A 17,663-nucleotide genomic window follows, 5' to 3' on the forward strand; every position below is an offset into this window, starting at 1 on the left:
GGCCGGCCCTCGCACCGGGGCCGGCCCGTTCGGCGTGATGGGGCTACGGGCCCGCGGGGCCGTTGCGGGCCGCCAGCGCGTCGAGGATCAGGTCGAGGCCGAACTCGAACTGCCCGCCGAAGTGGTAGCCGGGCTGCCGGACGTGCTGCGTCGCGAACTCGACCAGGTGCGGGTAGTCGCCCGCCGCGAACCCCTCCATGATCGACTCCGCGACCTCGGTGGCGGCGTCGCCGCCGTCGAACGGCAGCGACACCTCCTGCAACACGAAGCCGAAGACGTACGCGTACGCGTGGGCGGTCATCGGCAGCGAGAAGCCCCCGGCCCGGCAGAGCTGGGTTACCTCTGCGTGCGCGCCCGCGCCCGGGAGCTGGAGGCCGCCCTGGAGCGTGGGGACGAGGTGACGGCATGAGGTTCCGACTCATCCCCTGGGATCTGGTCCTGGTGTGCGTAGTCTTCGTGGCGCTCTCCCTGGCCGCCTTCCACGCCTGCCGCATGGTCGCCTGACGCGCAAGGAAGGAGGCCCCGCCGGCTGGTGCCGGCGGGGCCTCATCGTTCGGTCTGGCTGCCCTGGCTGCAACGAAATCCCCAGGCCAGGGGCCATGTCCGGCTGGTTGGGCCTGGCTGGGCGGTGTCGACAACCTTCTCCTTCACCTCGCCCCCCTTCGCAGAACAAGTTGCGCAGAGGCCAGGTACGCCGGGGCCGCCGCTGTCCATCCTGGGCCACTTGACGTAGCGAACCTGCCGCTGATGTGCACGAGGGGCAGCACCTCGTGCCGCCGCGAAAGCCCAACGCTCCGGAAGGGCTGCCGGTATCGTCCCCCGATCAACCCCAGCGCACATAAGCGTGAGCGGGTCCAGCTCTACGGCCTCCGACTCCCGGCGTCCTTCGTGATCCAGCACGAAGTAGGACCTGAAAGTCCTCTCGCCTCCGGCTCCCTGGACCTTCTCCACCGTGAGGACCGCGCTCCGGGTGGCCCGGGTCCAGCGATGACCCCCCGCGCGTTCGGTCCCGGGTCCGGGTCCTCCCGGATCCTGACGGGGCATGGTCCCGGGACCACTGTCGGACCCACCGGGTCCCGCTGGGTCCCGCCCGGGTCTAGAAGGTCCCCGGGGAGGCCGCGGCGGTGGAGGCCATGGACCCGCTGTCGCGCTACGGCCAGGAGAAGGCCACCAGGCCGAAGGCGAAGGTGAAGGCCACCGCCTGAGCCCTGACGGACAACGGCCCGGACCAGTCGGTCCGGGCCGTTGCGTGTCTGCTGTTCTGGCCGCTCAGCTCTCCTCATCGGCTGCGGCGTCCCGGGCCTGGTGGGGCCGGTAGGTCCTGATCCACGTCTCTACCGCCGCGCGCTCCCAGACCCGCACCTTGCCGCTGGCCACCGTGTCCAGGGGCGCGGGGAAGGTCTTGCGGTTCGTGATCTCCGTGGCCCTCGTGCGCGACACGCCGCCAAGCATCTCGGCGATGTCGGAAAGAGCCACCAATCTCACGCCCAGACCGTATGCACGTGCTACCGGTACACGTTGCCAGTCCGTACGTAACCGCCTGCAAGCTTGACGGTGTGCACGTTGAAAGGGAAGCTGTAGTGGCAATCGCAACTGGTGAGCGGTCCGGGTACGCGAGCGGGGCTCCGTGCCCGGACCTGCCTGTCTCTGGAGGTGGGAATGGTGATGGACGACGGGCCGCCCAGTCGCGCGGACCTGTTCCTGGCGGCCAGGCGGAGCGCGGAACAGCACCGTGACGGCAAGCGATGCGGATCATGCACGGGGCACGGCGGGTGCCGCCAGTGGCGCTGGGCGGAGGACCACCTGGCCGGCTGGGTGGCGGAGCGGCACGGTACCGATGTGCTGGCGCGGTGGCGGGAGGTCCGCCGCCGGCATGGGTACTGGCACGGCCCAGGAAAGCCGTGCTCGTACTGCCAGCGGGACGGGTGCTGGCTGGACGATTACGCCCGAAAGCAACTGGCCGCCGTGGAGCGGGCGGCGGACGGCGCGCGGGCATGAGCGTGCCCCAGGAGGTCCCCCGGGAAGTCTGGGTTTCCTGGCTGGCGAAGCGGATCATCCGACAGCACTGGGCCGCTGGTGGGTGCCAGCGGTGTGGGGAGGGCGGGTGCCCGTCGTTGGCCTGGGCGCGGGAACGACTCAGGGCGTACCGGGGAACCCTCCCGGTACGCCCTGGTTGCTTCGTGGCGCGTTGACAGCTCGGCGACCAGCAGGGGAACTGAGCCGAGGTACTTACGTCTCTTACGGCGTGTCGCCACAGTCACGTTCGTCGGCGAGGTCGTCCTCATGGGGTGGCTGCTCGTGTTCGCCGAGCGCCCGCGCGGCGGCCGGCGGGCCGACCGGGACTCCGAGCGCGCCCGCCAGGCGCAGCCCGCGTGAGGGCGACGGGCGGTCACGACGCGGACGGCCCGCCGCGCCACGACTCTGGGGCGCTGCGGGCCGTCCTGACGAGGGGCCGGTGGGTCAGTTGCCCCACTCGAAGTTGGGCTCGACCGCCTCGGCGATGCGGAACCGGCCACCCGGCGCGATCTCGCTGCCGCGCTCGGTCACCACGTGCTTGCCGAACCCGGCGACCAGCGGCCGGCCGACGTCGCGCTTGAGCCACAGCCGCAGCAGGTGGCGGCGGCGCTCCGGCTCGGGGAAGTCGACGTAGCCGGTGCGCGAGTGCAGGGCGGCGTAGTTGAGCAGCCACTGCACGTCCCCGGGCTGGAAGTCCATGTCCAGGGCCAGGCCGGGGGCCTGGGACACCTCGTCGTAGAGGTGCAGCAGCTCGATCTGCGCCTCGGTGAGCCGGGGCACCTCCGGGTAGTCCTGCGCGGAGAAGATCATCGAGCTGCCGGCGTACGTGCTGAACACGCCGTCGACGTAGCTGCAGATCGGCGAGGTGTAGGTGCGGGCCGGGGCGTCCGGGTCCTGCCGGTGCCAGTCCCAGTGCCACGACTCGAACAGCAGCGGCGCGAGGTCCGGCCGGCGACGCAGGATCTCGTTGTAGATGGTGGTGCCGCTGACCAGGCTGCTCGCCCCGCCGGCCTTGGCCGCCCGCAGGCACATCAGCGCGACGACGTCGGAGCTGTCGGAGTGGAACGGCAGCCGGTCGCGCACCCGCGACGGCAGCGCCGACGGGTCGTCGAGGGTCTTGTTGGAGGTGGCGATGACGTGGTCGAGCACGTCGCCCATCTGGTTCTGCCCCATCGGCACGCCGAGGTGCAGCCCCATCAGGAAGAAGATGGCGCCGGCGAGGGTGTCGCCGTACTCCTCCGTGTGCAGGCCCCGGACCAGGATGAAGCCGCGCCCGGAGTCGAGCTGGCGGGCGCACTCCTCGTTGAGGCCGGCGCAGGCCGGCAGCGGGTAGTCGGCCGCGGTCACGGTACGCAGGTCGGGGTTGTCGGCCACGAAGCGGCGGCCGACGGTCTCCAGCTCGGCGCGCTCGGCGTCACTGAGCTGGTAGACCCACTCGGTCGAGGTGCGCAGCTCGTCGCCGCGCCAGGCGGACGGGCCGGAGATGGGGGCGAGGTCGATTGCGGTGGTCATGATGATGCGCTCCGAGGGTCGGTTCTGACGGGTACGGGTCGGTGCCCCGGCGCGGGCGTTGCCACGGGCCGGGCGATCGACGACAAGGGGCGGCCTCGCCGCCGTTCACGGCGGCGGGGCGGCCCGTCAGAAGGGGGTCTGCGGATCCCCGGCGGCGGTCCCGGGGCGCATGCCCTCTCGCGGCGGGTGTACCCGCAGCGGCTCCTCGTAACCGCGCACCAACAATCCAGCGCCTTGCGGAACTCGGATCATGGCGTCTCCTGCGGCTGACGGTGTCGCCCCAGGCTAGGGCAGCCTCAGCGCGACGTCAAGAGAGACGGCGTCTCGCAATCTGACAAGCAGGCCAGGGGCGCCCCCGCGGAATCTAAGACATTTCCCAAACAAATTGTCGAGCATCGATGCTGATCGCCGCGCAGGGCGGCCGGTCAGACGAGGAGCGACCATGCCCGTACGACAGTCCGACACGATCCACGGCGCGACGCCCCGCCCGGTCAGCGCCCTCCCCGCCGGTCCGGACGGCTGGCGAGGCCCCCTGCTGGACCACCTTCCACCGCGCGAGCGCCGGCTCTTCCACCGGTTCGGCCGGGGACCCGAGGTGACCGTGCCCGACCTGCGCATCCACCAGGCGTTCGAACGCTGGGCCGCCGCCACGCCCGACGCCGTCGCCGCCGAGCACCTCGGCGAGACGATCGACTACCGCGAGCTGGACCGCCAGGCCAACCGGCTCGCGGCCCGGCTCGCCGACCTCGGCGTACGGGCCGGGGACGCCGTGGGCGTCTTCGCCAGCCGCTCGCTGCCGATGCTGGTGGGGATCCTGGCGACGCTGAAGGCCGGGGCGGCCTACGTCCCGCAGGACGTCCGGATCACCCCGCACCGGCAGCTGCGGCAGGTCGCGACGACCGCCCGGTGCCGGGTGGTGCTGACCACGGCCGGCGCCCTGGACACGGTGCCGGCGCTGCCCGGCGTGACGCGGCTCGCCGTCGACGAGCTGATGGCGCAGCCGCTGCCGCCCGGCCGGCACCTGACCGCCCCCGGCACCGACCGCCCGGTGACCGCCGACGACGGCTGCTACGTCCTGTTCACCTCCGGCACCACCGGCACGCCGAACGGGGTCACCGTCACCCACGGCAACGTGGCCAACCTCCTGCTCACCGCGCCGGGAAACCTGGGGATCCGGCCGGGCCGGCGGGTGGCCCAGCTGCTCAACGTCGCCTTCGACATGGCCGCCTGGGAGATCCTCGGGTGCCTCGCCAACGGCGGCACCCTGCTCGTGCGCGACCGCGACCTCACCGCCACCGCCGCCCGCGCCGACGTGGTGGTCGCCACCCCGTCGGTGCTCGGGCGCATCGACCCGGACCGGTGCGCCGGGGTGCGAACGGTCGCCGTGGCGGGCGAGCCCTGCCCGCGCCCGCTGGCCGACCGCTGGGCCGCCGGCCGCGCCTTCTACAACTGCTGCGGGCCGACCGAGACCACCATCGTCAACACCATGCACCGGCACCGGCCCGGCGGACCGCTCACCATCGGCCGGCCGACGCCGAACAACACCGTCTACGTCCTCGACGCCGACGGGCGGCCGTGCCGCATCGGCGAGGTCGGCGAGATGTGGGCCGGCGGCGGCTGCGTCTCCGCCGGCTACCTCGACAACGACGCGCTCAACGCCGAGCGGTACGCCCCGGACCCGTTCCTCGGCGGCGGCCGGCTGATGTTCCGCACCCGCGACCGGGGCCGCTGGAGCGCCGACGGCAAGCTGGAGCACCTGGGCCGCACCGACGACCAGGTGAAGGTCCGGGGCTTCCGGGTCGAGCTGGACGCGGTCTCGACCGTGCTGGAGGCGGTGCCGGGCTGCCGGGCGGCGGTCACGCTCAAGCTGACCGACCGCGACCTGGTCTCCTTCGTCGCCCCGGCCGAGCTGGACCCGCAGCGGTGCCGGGACGCGGTGGCCGCCGCACTGGCCTACTACTGCGTGCCGGCGGCCGTGCATTCGCTGCCGGAGCTGCCGATGACCGGGCGGGGCAAGGTCGACCGGGACGCGCTACGCCGGCTCGCCCTCGACCTGCGCTGGCAGTGGGCGCACATCGAGGAGGCGGCGGCGTGACCACCACCCCCCTCCGGCCGCAGCCGACCCCGCCCGCTCCCCCGCGTACCGACGCGGCCGGCCCGCCCGGCGACGCGCCGCCGCCCCCGGTGTCGACGCTGCGCCGGGTCCTCGCCCACCCCCGGTTCATGCACCACCACCGCCTGGTCGCGGCGGTGCTCGCGGCCAACGCCGCGCTGCTGGCGTACGGCCTGGCCGCCGACTGGTGGCGCGGGCCCGGCGCGGCCGAGGCCCTGGGCGCCGCCGCGCTGGCCAACGTCGCGCTGGCGGTCCTGGTGCGCCAGCAGTACGTGATCAACCTGCTCTTCTGGCTGGCCACCCGCGCGCCGACCCGGTGGCCCCTGCGGATCCGCTGGACCCTGGGCAAGGTCTACCACTTCGGCGGGCTGCACGTCGGCGGGGCGCTCGCCGGCACCGCCTGGTATCTCGGGCAGCTCGGCGCGCTGACCGCCGCCGGTGGGCGCGGGCCGGGCGGGGCGGGTGCCCTGGTCACCGGCTACGCCACCGCCGGCCTGCTGCTGGCGGTCGTCGGCACCGCCCTGCCGCCGGTGCGGTCCCGCCGGCACGACCTGTTCGAACGCACCCACCGCCTCGGCGGCTGGGCGGCGCTGCTGCTGCTGTGGGCACAGGCCGGCCTCCTGGCCGGCGGGCCGGTCGCCCTCGCCGCCTCCCCGCAGGGCTGGGTGCTCGCCGTGCTGACCGCCAGCATCGCCCTGCCCTGGCTGCGGCTGCGCCGGGTGCCGGTCGTGGTCGAGCGCCCCTCGTCACACGTGGCGCTGGTCCACTTCGACCACGGGGTGACCCCGTTCCCCGGCTCGTCCACCGCGATCAGCCGCCGGCCGCTGTGGGAGTGGCACTCCTTCGCCAACGTGCCCGCCCCGGGGCGCAGCGGCTTCCGGCTGACCGTCTCCCGGGCCGGCGACTGGACCGGACGGTTCATCGACGACGCGCCTCAGCGGGTCTGGGTGAAGGGGATCAGCACCGCCGGGGTCGCCAACGTCGAGACCCTGTTCCGGCGGGTGGTCTACGTGGCCACCGGCAGCGGCATCGGCCCGGTGCTGCCGCACCTGCTGGCCGAGCAGGTGCCGGCCCGCCTCGTCTGGGTGGCCCGCCGGCACCGGGAGACCTTCGGCGACGCGCTGGTCGACGAGATCCTCGCCCACCAGCCCGACGCGCTGCTGTGGGACACCGCCCGCGACGGCAAGCCCGACATGCTGCGGCTGGCCTGGCAGGCGTACCGCCAGTTCGATGCCGAGGCGGTCATCTGCATCTCGAACCGCCCGCTGACCTGGCAGGTGGTGCGGGGCATGGAGGAACGCGGCGTCCCCGCGTACGGCGCGATCTGGGACTCCTGACGGACGGGCCGCCCGGCCGCCCGGGACCGCACCGGTCCCGGGCGGCCGGCTCACAGGGCGCCGATCTGGTAGCCGAGCCCGTGCACGGTGCGGACCACCCCGTCGCCGAGCTTGCGCCGCAGGTAGTGCACGTACGTGTCGACCACCGCCTCGGTGCGGTCGGCGCCGAAGACCCGCCCCCGCAGCTGGCTGCGGCTGTGCACCATGCGGGGCTGGGTGGCGAGCAGCCGGATCAGCTCGAACTCCCGCCCGCTGAGCGTCACCTCCCGGCCGTCGGGCAGCCGCACCCCGCGTTGGGCCAGGTCGAGCTGCCCGGCCCCGATGGGGATCAGCTCCGCCCCGTCGAAGCGGCGGCGGGTCAGCGCCCGGACCCGGGCCATCAGCTCCGCCACCTCGAAGGGCTTCGGCAGGTAGTCGTCGGCCCCGGCGTCCAGGCCCCGGATCCGCTCGGTGGGGTCGGCCAGGGCGCTGAGCATGAGCACCCGGGCGGCGACGGCGCAGCGGCGCAGCCGGATGAGCAGGTCGACGCCGTCGATGGCGGGCAGCCGCCGGTCGAGCATGATCACCTGGTAGCGGCCGCGCAGGGCCAGGTGCAGGCCCCGCTGCCCGTCCCGGGCCAGGTCGATGCGGTAGCCGTCCCCGCTGAACAGCTCGACCAGCATGTCGGCGAGCTCCGCGTCGTCCTCGACGAGGAGCAGCGGTCCGTGCGCCGGGGCCGGCGGGTCGTCCATTTGTTTATGGTCCCACCGAATGCTGAGAAGGTTGACCCGCGGAATTCTCCGCTGATCGGGCCCGGTCAGGAGCCGGTCAGCTCGCGCTCCTGGCCCGCCCGGTCGCGGCCGACCCACCAGCAGAAGGGCCACCGGGAACCGGCGGCGTCGCCGTCCGGCGGCGTGGCGCCGGGCCGCGACCCGCCGCGCACCGGCAGCCGTACGGTGAAGGCCGCCCCGGCCCCCGGCCGGCCGGCGGCGCTGATCGTGCCACCATGCGCGGTGACCACCTCGCGGATCAGGGCCAGCCCCAGCCCGACCCGGCGGTCCCCGGAGCCGGGACCCCGGTGGAACCGGTCGAAGATCCGGTCGGCGTGCCGGGGGTCGAAGCCCCGGCCGGAGTCGGTGACCACCAGCTCGACGTGGCCCGGGGCCGCCGGACGCAGCCGCACCTCGACGCGGCCACCGGCCGGGGTGTGGTTCAGGGCGTTGGCCAGCAGTTCCGCCACCACCCGGCGCAGCGCTGGCCCGACGCCGTGCACCGGCACCGGGGCGTCCGCGCCGGCCACGGCGAGCGTCACCCCGTGCTCGGCGGCGCGCGGCGCGTCGGCCTCGACCGCCTCGGTGACGAGCACGGCGAGGTCGACCGTGGCCGGCGGCCGGGCCACCGACGTCGTGTCGGCCAGCCGGGCCGACAGCAGCAGCTCGTCGACGATCTCCCCCAGCCGGCGGGTGGTGTCCAGCAGCCGGTCCAGGTCCGCCTGGTCCGCGTCGTGGCCGGAGCGCGCCGCGCGCCGCGCCAGCAACTGCGCCGCCGTGTGCACCCGGGTGATCGGGGCGCGCAGCTCGTGGCTGGCGTCGGCGACGAAGCGGCGCTGCCGGTCGAGCGCCTCGGCCAGCGGCAGCACCGCCGCGCGGCGCAACCGCAGGTCGGTCACGGTCGCCGCGACCAGCACCGCCGCCGCCGCGAGCGACAACCCCCAGAGCAGGTAGCGGCGCTCGGCGATTTGGAAGCGGGCGTCGAAGACCACCTGGACGACCTCGTCGCCGCGCAGCTGCGTCCGTACGTGGTAGACGGTGCCGTTGCGGGCCACCTGGCTGACCTGCGGCCGACCGGTGCGGGCCACGGCGTGGATCGCCTCGTGCCGCGGGAAACCGGCCGGGGGCGCGCCCGCGTGCCCCGTGTCGCTCGCGCCGCCGAAGATCCAGGTGCAGCCGGACGGGTCGGCTGGGCGGCCGTGCAGCACCGCCCAGTCGAGCTCGTGGCGGATCTTCGCCTGCTGGACGTGCAGCAGGGCGGCGTACGCGACGCCCCCGAACAGGGCCAGCAGGGCGACGACCAGCAGGCCGACGGTCAGCCCGGTGCGGGGTCGGGCCCGTGCACCGGCGTGACTACCGACCCGCATCCCTCGAAGATGACACATCACCCATCCGAGCGGAAGGGATCACCGAGCGTCCTCCCGGATGGCGGGCCCGCCCGCCGCCCAGCGGCGGGCCAGCTCGGCGCAGACCAGCATCTGGAGCTGGTGGAACAACATCAGCGGCAGCAGCACCAGGCCGACGGTCTGCGGGCTGAACAGCACCGCCGCCATCGGCAGCCCCGTCGCCATGCTCTTCTTCGACCCGCAGAAGATCGCGGTGATCCGGTCGGGCCGGGTGAAGCCGAGCAGCCGCGCCGCCCCGGCCGTGGCGAGCAGGACCACCAGCAGCAGCGCCGCCAGCACCCCGAGCAGCGCCAGCAGCCGGCCCGGCGAGGTCCGCTGCCAGACCCCGGCGACCACCCCGGCGCTGAACGCGGTGTAGACGACCAGCAGGATCGACCCCCGGTCGACGAGGGTGAGCACCCGCTTGTGCCGGCCCATCCAGCCGCCGAGCCAGGGCCGCAGGGCCTGCCCGGCGGCGAACGGCAGCAGCAGCTGGGCCACGATCTCCAGGACCGACCCCGCCGAGAAGCTCACCGCGCCGGTGCCGGCCAGCACCACGCCGGCCAGCACGGGGGTGAGCAGCACGCCGGCCACGTTGGAGAAGGAGGCGCTGAAGATGGCGGCGGGCACGTTGCCGCCGGCCATCGAGGTGAACGCGATCGACGACTGCACGGTGGACGGCACCACGCACAGGAACAGCAGCCCCTGGTAGAGCTCCGGCGTCAGCACGGCGGGCTGCAGGACCCGGGCGGCCAGCCCGAGCAGCGGGAACAGCACGAACGTGCTGGACAGCACCAGCACGTGCAGGCGCCAGTGCCGGGCCCCGGCCCACGCCTCGCCGGGCGAGATGCGGGCGCCGTAGAGGAAGAACAGCAGCCCGATGGCGAGGGTGGTGGCCACGGACGCGCCGTCGGCGAACCGGCCCCGGGCCGGCAGCACGGTGGCGACCACCAGGGTCGCCAGCAGCGCCAGGATGTACGGGTCGAGCGGGATCCGGGACAGCCAGCGGCGCACGATCGACCCTTCCCCGACAGTCACCACAATTCGAGACAGCGTATCGCCTTGCGATGCTGCTACGGGCGTCGGTGCGGAGTCAAGGACTGCGGCGACGGTCACACCACCCGTCGCGGCCGGCACCCCCTGCGGCCCGGCCCGGGATGCGCAGCCATGCCAGGATGTGGCCGTGTCGTATCCTCCTCACCCGTCGTACCCGCCCTGGCCCGGCGCGGTCGCGCCGCTGACCGCCTACCCGCAACCGATCCCGCCGCCCCCGGGCCACGCCGTGCTGGTCGTCTCGGTCAACCGGGGGCCCTACCTCGTCCCCGCCCCGGCCACCAGCAAGTTCAAGATCGACGGCCGGACGGTGCCGATCCCCGGCGAGGGCACCTGGCACGTGGCCGTCCCGGCGGGGCCGCACGACGTGCGGTACACGGACTTCATCGGAATCCCCGTCATCACCACCGCGCTCGTCGCGCAGCCCGGGGCCGCGCACCACCTGTCGTTCCGCTTCGGCGGCTGGCGCAACCGGGTCCACGACGGGCACGGCACCGATGTCACGCGCTTCGGCATGTGGTCCAACTACAGCATCCTGCTCGTCACGCTGGCCGTGGTCGGCGTGCTGTGCTGCGGCGGCTTCGGGCTCGTCACCGCCCTGTCCGGCACCTCCTGACCGGCACGTCCCGGCCGGTTCCCGCCCGCACGGCCAGGGGCCGCCCTCCGCTGCGGCGGACGGGCGGCCCCCGGCCGACGGCACGGTCAGGGCAGCGACACCGGGAACCGTTCCCACACCCGGTGCGTGGCCAGCAGCCGCTGCACGGCCGCGAGGGCGTCGTCGCCGGAGTCGCCCGCGACCACGCCCGGGGTGCCGGCCACCCCCGCCAGCTCCAGCACGGCGACGCCCGCACCCCACGCGCCGATCGCCTTCGCGTGCCGCCAGCACTCCTGCACCAGCAGCAGCACGCGCGGGTCGACGGCCGCCGGACCCGGCGCGCCCGCCTTCTCGTCGCGCGCCGGCAGCGCGTCCGGCGCGGGCACGGGCGCCCCGGCCAGCAGCAGCGCGTCGAACTCGACCGACCGGCCGGTGGCGAAGGTCCGCTGCACCGGCAGCCCGCCCACGGTCCCGCCGTGCGGGGCGATCAGCAGCGGCACCATGCCGGCCGCGAAGACGGCCCGCTGCACCTGGCCGACCCCGTCGAGGCCGGCGTCGGGGTCGACGACGATCCCGACCGTGCGGCCGTCCGCCGGCCACTCGCGGCCGACCTGCGACAGCGCGGGGCTGGGCGCGACGTCCGCCAGCGGCACGGTCGGCTCCGGAGCGGGCAGGCCCAGCCCGGCGGCCACCTGCGCGCACAGCACCGGGTCGATGTTCGCCAGGCAGGCGAGCTGACGTTCCCGGATCGCCTGGTGGTAGCACTTGCCCAGCTCGAACGTGTAGGCGCGGACGATGTGCTCCCGCTCCACCGGCGACATGCTCAGCCAGAACAGGCGGGCCTGGCTGAAGTGGTCGTCGAACGAGGCCGGATTCGCGCGCACCTTCGGCGCCTGCGCCACCGTCACCGGCACGTCGACGAACGCGCCCTCGGCGTCGCCGGCCGGGAACGGGTTGCCGCCGTCGAGGGAGTTCGGCCGGTACGGCGCGACGCCCGCGTGCACCGCCTGCTGGTGGAAGCCGTCGCGGAGCATGTCGTTGACCGGGGCGTGCGGGCGGTTGACCGGGAGCTGGGAGAAGTTCGGCCCGCCGAGCCGGGTGAGCTGCGTGTCGACGTACGAGAAGAGCCGGCCCTGTAACAGCGGGTCGTTGGTGACGTCGATGCCCGGCGGCAGGTGCCCGACGTGGAACGCGACCTGCTCGGTCTCGGCGAAGAAGTTCGTCGGCGTCCGGTTGAGCGTGAGCCGCCCGATCGGCTGCACCGGCGCGAGCTCCTCCGGCACGATCTTCGTCGGGTCCAGCAGGTCGATCCCGGCGAACGTCTCCTCCGGCGTGTCGGGCAGGACCTGCACGCCCAGCTCCCACTCGGGGTACGCCCCCGCCTCGATCGCGTCGTAGAGGTCCCGGCGGTGGAAGTCCGGGTCCACGCCGCCGAGCAGCTGCGCCTCCTCCCAGGTCAGGGAGTGCACGCCCAGCTGCGGCTTCCAGTGGAACTTGACCAGCACGGTCTCCCCGGCGGCGTTGACCAGCCGGAAGGTGTGCACGCCGAAGCCCTCCATCATCCGGTACGAGCGCGGGATCCCCCGGTCGGACATGTTCCACATCGTGTGGTGCTGCGCCTCCGTGTGCAGGGAGACGAAGTCCCAGAACGTGTCGTGCGCGCTCTGCGCCTGCGGGATCTCCCGGTCGGGGTGCGGCTTGCCGGCGTGGATGATGTCGGGGAACTTGATCGCGTCCTGGATGAAGAAGACCGGCATGTTGTTGGCGACGAGGTCGAAGGTGCCCTCGTCGGTGTAGAACTTCGTCGCGAAGCCCCGGGTGTCGCGGACCGTGTCGGCCGAGCCGCGCGAGCCGAGCACGGTGGAGAACCGCACGAAGACCTCGGTCTCGCGGCCCTTGGCGAGGAAGCCCGCCCGCGTGATCGGTTCGGCGGTGCCGTAGCCGACGAAGACGCCGTGCGCTCCCGTACCCCGGGCGTGCACGACGCGCTCGGGGATGCGCTCGTGGTCGAAGTGCGTGATCTTCTCGCGGAAGTGGTGGTCCTGCAGCAGGATCGGGCCGCGCGGCCCGGCCTTGAGCGAATGGTCCGTGTCGCGCAGCCGCGCCCCCTGCGAGGTGGTGAGGTAGGCGCCCTGCTGGCCGTTCGCGGTCGTCGGCGCGCCGGTCGGCGCACCGGTCGGGCTGCGGGTCTCGGGAGCGCCCTGCTCCCCCTTCGGGGGCAGCGGGCCGTGCGGCGTCGTCGGCTCCGCGACGGGGGGCGGGACGCTGCCGGGCGCGCCGGGGGCGTCGGGGGTCAGGACGTCGGCTACCTTCCCCGCGGCGGCCTCGACCACATCCTTGACCGCCTTGGCGGGCTTGCGAGCACTCATCTGGACGGGTACCTCCGGGATGCGGCGATGAACGGGCATCCGGGTCGTACCCTGCTGGGTTCGAGCAAAACGGACCAGACGGGTGTCGGGTCGTCGGACGTCGCCGGTCAGCCGGGCCAGCGCCCGGCCAGCACCGCGGCCCCGTCGCCGTCGAGCTCGGGCAGGGCCACCCGTCGGCCGGTCAGCGTCAGCAGCAGCGCCTCACCGGTGCCCCGGACCACCGGCCCCTCGCCCGCCGCCCAGTCCAGGTCGGTGGCCTCGAACCGCAGCCCGGCGACCCGGCGGCGGTCGACGAAGCCGACGGCCCGGCCGCCGGTCAGGAAGTCCAGCGACGTACGCAGCCGCAGCGGGTCCAGGTCGGCGGGCAGGCCCAGCGGGCGGCGGATGTCCTGCCCGTGCACCTGCACGTCGGTGAGCTGGCCGAAGAACCCGACCACGGGCGGCCGGAACGGATGCTCGGCGTGGGTCCGCAGCGCCGTGGCCAGCTCGCCGGCCGGCCGGCGGGCCACCTGGCTGGCCAGGCGCGCGTTCGCCGCGTGCAGGTTGAAACCGGAGCGCAGCACGAGCGGCAGGACCCGCCACGGGCTGACCACCAGCGGCGAGACCAGGTGGCCGGCGACCTCCCGCACGGTCCAGGCCCCGCACAGGCTGGGCGTGTCCAGCTGGGCGGGGGTCAGCGAGTCGAGCAGGTCGGCGATGCGGCGGCGTTCGGCGGCGATCATCGCCAGCAGGTCGGAGGACACGGCGACATTCTGCCTCCTGCGCGCCGCCCCGGCACCGGCCGTGCGGCCCGCCGCCGGGCGGCGGCACCGCTGTCCAGGGTCGCCGTCGACCGGCCCACCCCTCAGCCGGACGCCGGCCGCCCCAGCACGGCGCCCAGCTCGGCGCGGCTGGAGATGCCGAGCTTGCGGTAGGCCCGGGCGAGGTTGGCCTCGACGGTCTTCGGGCTGATGAACAGCGTGTCGGCGATGACCCGGTTGGTGCGCCCCTGCGCGGCCAGCCGGGCCACCCGCTCCTCGGTGGCGGTGAGCGTGGTCGGTGCGGCCGTCCGCCGGCCGATCCGGTCCAGCTCGCCGCGCGTCGCGGCGGCGAACGCGGCGGCGCCGAGCGCGTCGAACTCGGCCTCGGCCGCCTCCAGGGCCGCGCGGGCCTCCCGGCGACGCCGGGCCCGCCGCAGCGCGCGACCCGCGACCAGCAGGCAGCGGGCGCGGTCCAGCGGTAGCACGTCCGCCGGTACGGCCGACCGCGCGGCACCGAGCGCGGCGAGCGCCGGCGACGTGTCGACGCCGGCGGCGCCGGCGACCAGCACCCGGCTGCGGGCCAGCCCGAGCGTGGTCCACGGCCGGGGCAGTCGCCCGTGCCGTTCGGCGAGACGGGCGAGGGCCCGGCCCGCCGTGTCGAGGTCACCGCAGCCGACGCACGCCTCGATCCAGTCCGGTTCGAAGCGCAGGGCGACCGGCTCGACGATCCCGGAGCCGGACAGCGCCCCCGCCAGCTCGCCGTACGCGGCGGCGGCCTCGCCGGCCCGGCCGGCGGACAACGCCACGAACCCGGCCAGTTGCAGGTGGATGCGCCGGCTCCAGTCGTCGTCGACCTCCCGGGCCCGGCGCAGGCCCTCCTCCGCGACCCCGGCGGCCTCGGCCAGCCGCCCTCGGTACGCGGCCAGCGTCCCCGCCAGCCAGGTCTCGCCGACCAGCGCGCTGCCGAGCTGCTCACCCAGCTGCCGGGCGGCGGCGATGTGCGCCTCGGCGGCGGCGAACCGGCCGGCCAGCAGCTCCGCCTCGCCGAGGTGGGTGAGCAGCTCGTGCTGCCACGGCTCGTCACCCCGCGCCGCCGCCCGGGTGCGCATGTCGTGCAGCCGTTCGCGCGCCCGGTCGTGGTCGTCGACGGCCTTCCACCAGATCGCCGGGATCGTGCCGGCCAGCCACGACGGCTCGCCGGCCTCCAGTGCCAGCGCCCGGTCGAGCAGCCCGGTGCGGGCGGGCAGGCCCGCGCGCACCTCGTGGAAGAACAGCAGCAGCAGCGACGCGGTCAGCAGGGGCCGGTCCTCGTCGGCGCCGATCAGGGCGATGGCGGCCTCGGCGTGCCGCCGGGCGGCCCCGGGCCCGTCGTGGAACAGGGTGAGGTGGGCGTGGATCCGCCCCGCGAGGGGGCCGCCGTCGGCGGCGACCAGCGCGCGCTCGCCAGTGGACACGGCGGTGGCGAGGTCGTCGGCGAACCATGCGACCAACGCGCGCAGCAGCAGCGCCTCCGCCCGCGCCTGCCCGGTGAGCTGCCCGGTCGCGGCGTCGGCCGCCGCGCCCGCCGCCGCGTGGTCGCCGCTGTCGATCCGGCAGCGCACCGCGGCCAGGCGACGCCGGTCCCGGTCGTCGGCCTGGGCGGCGGGCGTGAGCTGCGCGGCTCGCTCGAACAGGTCGGCGGCGACGGCGGGGGCACCCCGGGTGCGCTGACGTTCGGCGGCGGCGGCCAGCTCGGCGGCGACTGTTTCGTCGGGCTCGACGACGCACCGGGCGAGCTGGCGGGCGCGTTCGTCGGGATCCGGCACCGCGTCGGCCAGCGTCCGGTGCAGCCGCCGGCGCACCCCGGGCGGGATGCCGCCGCGAACGGCGGCGGCGTAGCTCGGGTGGACGAAGCCGACCCGGTCCGGGGCGACACGGAGCAGGCCGGCCTCCTCCGCCGCGTCCCAGGCGTCCGCCGGCACCCCGGCCGCGGCGAGATCCGGCAGGGTGGGCACGGTCAGCAGCGCGGCCAGCCGCACCGCGTCCCGGGTGGGGGCGGGCAGCGCCCGCAGCGCGTCGGCGAGCAGCTGGCGCAGCGACGACGGCACCGGCAGGTCCTCGTCGGGCCCCGGTGGGCGGGGCAGGCGCAGCGCCGCCCGGGCCATCTCGATGGCCAGCAGCGGGTTGCCCCCGGCGTCTCGGACGATGCGGGCGAACAGCGGGCGGCTGAGCGCGCCGTCCAGCCGGGTCCGGACGATGTGGTGCAGGGAGCCGGCGTCCAGCGGGGGCAGGGCGACACGGGTCACCGGCGCGCCGCCGGGCCGGTCGTCGTCGAGGCCGAGGGGCGTGGCGGCGGGCCCGGTGCCGTCCGTGCGCCGGGCGACCAGCACGGCGGGCCGGGGCGCGAGCCGGCGCAGCGCGAACCGCAACGCCCGCTCGCTCGGCGGGTCGAGCCAGGGCGCGTCGTCGACGGCGAGCAGCACCGGGGCCCCCGCGCCGAACGCCCCCTCGATCAGGGCGCGGGTCGCCGCGCCGACCGCCCGTTCGTCGATCACCTCGTCGCCGGGCGCGGCCAGCAGCACCATCTCGGCGGCGGCGCGCTGCGGCGGGGGCAGGGCCGGCACCGCGGCGGCCAGCGGCCGGAGCAGGTCGGCCAGCGCGGCGAACGGCAGCGCCACCTCGGCCTCGGCCGGGGCGCAGGTCAGCGTCGACCACCCGGCCCGCTCGGCCCGGCCGACCAGGGCCCGCCAGAGGGCGGTCTTGCCGATGCCGCTACGGCCTTCCACGAGCACCGGCGCTCCCGCGACCAGCGCCCGCCACGCCCGGTCGGCGACCGCGTCGCGCCCCACCAGGGAGGTCTCCATGGCGGGATGATGGCACGGGTCCGCCACCGGGGGGCCAGGCGGCGGTCAGCGCGGCGGGCGTCCGCAGACCGCGACGCCCGGCACGACCTCTCCGGCGCGGGCGCGACCGTCCTCAGAGCCGGGCGGCGACGGTACGGGCGAGCGACTCCAACGGCCCGCGGTTCTCCTCGGGGTCGTTGAGCCGCACCAGCCGGACGGCCACCCACCTGCCGGAGGCGTTGACGAAGAACGAGTCGGCGGTCGCGTACGCCTCGTCGCCCACGCCGGGCAGCGCCCGCGTCTCGTGCCCGAGCGCCCGCTCGACGTCGAGGTAGTTCTTCGCGCCGTCGCCGACGAAGACCTCGACCTGCGCGGTCGGCCCGTCGGCGGGCGCGGTGTAGGTGCAGGTGTCCCCGACCGACTTGCCGTCGCCCAGTCCGAGGCCGGCCAGCTTCTCGGCCTCGGCCTTGCGGACCAGGGTGCAGGGGTCGGGCAGGGCCAGCGCGTCGTCCCCCGGCTCCGGCGACTGCCCGTCGGCCGGGCCGGTCGGGTCGCCGGGTTCCGGAGCGGCCGGGTCGGCCGACCCGCCGGGCTGCGACGACACCGGGGCGGGTCGGTCGGCGGCGTCGCCCGGGTCGGCGGAGAGCGGGCCGGCCAGCCGGCCGCAGGCGGCGGGGGCCAGCAGGGCGAGCAGCAGGACGGGTGCCAGGCGGTGGAACCGCCTGGTGACCCGGGCCGGGCGGAGCGGGCGGGCCGGGGTGTGCGTACGACGGGGCATGCGCCTGACGCTAGGGCCGCGCGCCCGCGCGGTAATCGGGTGTTTCCCTACGCGGCGGCGGGACCGGGATTGTGTCGATCATCGTTCTGCGCTCTGCTGGGTGAATGCGCTTGCCCAGTGGGCGGCGCGGCCCGTCCGACGGACGGGCGTCCGGGCACGGACCAGGGTCCGCTCCGGCATCCGGCGGGCACCGG

The 17,663-nt window shown here is 75.3% G+C and carries 12 protein-coding genes and 1 pseudogene; 3 read left to right on the forward strand and 10 right to left on the reverse strand.

The window, feature by feature from the left end; translation table 11 throughout:
- Positions 1-43: 43 nt before the first annotated feature.
- The 3 genes and pseudogenes from GA0070558_RS19520 to GA0070558_RS19535 all read right to left on the reverse strand — a co-directional run.
- A pseudogene (locus tag GA0070558_RS19520) lies at positions 44-325 on the reverse strand (TetR/AcrR family transcriptional regulator C-terminal domain-containing protein); the annotation flags it as partial.
- A 944-nt stretch (positions 326-1,269) separates the two neighbouring features.
- Complete coding sequence (locus GA0070558_RS19525) at positions 1,270-1,485, reverse strand: hypothetical protein (protein ID WP_091282244.1); 216 nt, start codon at positions 1,483-1,485, stop codon at positions 1,270-1,272.
- 975 nt (positions 1,486-2,460) lie between these two features.
- Complete coding sequence (locus tag GA0070558_RS19535) at positions 2,461-3,528, reverse strand: TauD/TfdA family dioxygenase (protein ID WP_091282250.1); 1,068 nt, start codon at positions 3,526-3,528, stop codon at positions 2,461-2,463.
- Positions 3,529-3,970: 442 nt separating this feature from the next.
- Between GA0070558_RS19535 and GA0070558_RS19540 the strand changes: the two genes are divergently transcribed.
- Both GA0070558_RS19540 and GA0070558_RS19545 read left to right on the forward strand, forming a co-directional pair.
- Positions 3,971-5,623 carry an amino acid adenylation domain-containing protein gene (locus GA0070558_RS19540; RefSeq protein ID WP_091282253.1) on the forward strand — a complete coding sequence of 551 codons (1,653 nt, stop codon included), beginning with the start codon at positions 3,971-3,973 and terminating at the stop codon, positions 5,621-5,623.
- Positions 5,620-6,978, forward strand: a complete 1,359-nt coding sequence (locus tag GA0070558_RS19545; protein WP_091282257.1) for an FNR domain-containing protein — start codon at positions 5,620-5,622, stop codon at positions 6,976-6,978. Before GA0070558_RS19540 ends, GA0070558_RS19545 begins: the two co-directional genes overlap by 4 nt.
- A 50-nt stretch (positions 6,979-7,028) precedes the next feature.
- Here GA0070558_RS19545 and GA0070558_RS19550 read toward each other — a convergent pair whose 3' ends face one another.
- The 3 genes from GA0070558_RS19550 to GA0070558_RS19560 form a co-directional block, all read right to left on the reverse strand.
- Positions 7,029-7,709, reverse strand: a complete 681-nt coding sequence (locus tag GA0070558_RS19550; RefSeq protein ID WP_091282259.1) for a response regulator transcription factor — start codon at positions 7,707-7,709, stop codon at positions 7,029-7,031.
- Positions 7,710-7,774: 65 nt separating this feature from the next.
- Positions 7,775-9,094 carry a sensor histidine kinase gene (locus GA0070558_RS19555; protein ID WP_091282262.1) on the reverse strand — a complete coding sequence of 440 codons (1,320 nt, stop codon included), beginning with the start codon at positions 9,092-9,094 and terminating at the stop codon, positions 7,775-7,777.
- 39 nt (positions 9,095-9,133) lie between these two features.
- A complete protein-coding gene (locus GA0070558_RS19560) occupies positions 9,134-10,150 on the reverse strand; it encodes a bile acid:sodium symporter family protein (RefSeq protein WP_218107037.1) in 1,017 nt (338 codons plus the stop codon).
- A 145-nt stretch (positions 10,151-10,295) separates the two neighbouring features.
- Here GA0070558_RS19560 and GA0070558_RS19565 point away from each other — a divergent pair, with 145 nt between their 5' ends.
- Positions 10,296-10,781 carry a hypothetical protein gene (locus GA0070558_RS19565; protein WP_091282356.1) on the forward strand — a complete coding sequence of 162 codons (486 nt, stop codon included), beginning with the start codon at positions 10,296-10,298 and terminating at the stop codon, positions 10,779-10,781.
- 86 nt (positions 10,782-10,867) lie between these two features.
- On the opposite strand, the gene GA0070558_RS19570 is transcribed toward GA0070558_RS19565, so the two are convergent.
- The 4 genes from GA0070558_RS19570 to GA0070558_RS19585 all read right to left on the reverse strand — a co-directional run bounded on the left by GA0070558_RS19570 (position 10,868) and on the right by GA0070558_RS19585 (position 17,469).
- Positions 10,868-13,129 carry a catalase gene (locus GA0070558_RS19570; RefSeq protein ID WP_091282265.1) on the reverse strand — a complete coding sequence of 754 codons (2,262 nt, stop codon included), beginning with the start codon at positions 13,127-13,129 and terminating at the stop codon, positions 10,868-10,870.
- Positions 13,130-13,236: 107 nt separating this feature from the next.
- Positions 13,237-13,872: a maleylpyruvate isomerase family mycothiol-dependent enzyme gene (locus GA0070558_RS19575; RefSeq protein WP_218107038.1), complete on the reverse strand. Its 636-nt coding sequence runs from the start codon at positions 13,870-13,872 to the stop codon at positions 13,237-13,239.
- Positions 13,873-13,973: 101 nt separating this feature from the next.
- A complete protein-coding gene (locus tag GA0070558_RS19580) occupies positions 13,974-16,712 on the reverse strand; it encodes a helix-turn-helix transcriptional regulator (RefSeq protein ID WP_091282267.1) in 2,739 nt (912 codons plus the stop codon).
- Positions 16,713-16,824: 112 nt separating this feature from the next.
- Positions 16,825-17,469: a hypothetical protein gene (locus GA0070558_RS19585; RefSeq protein ID WP_256092025.1), complete on the reverse strand. Its 645-nt coding sequence runs from the start codon at positions 17,467-17,469 to the stop codon at positions 16,825-16,827.
- Positions 17,470-17,663 lie beyond the last annotated feature (194 nt).

The organism is Micromonospora haikouensis (assembly GCF_900091595.1).
GTDB lineage: Bacteria > Actinomycetota > Actinomycetes > Mycobacteriales > Micromonosporaceae > Micromonospora > Micromonospora haikouensis.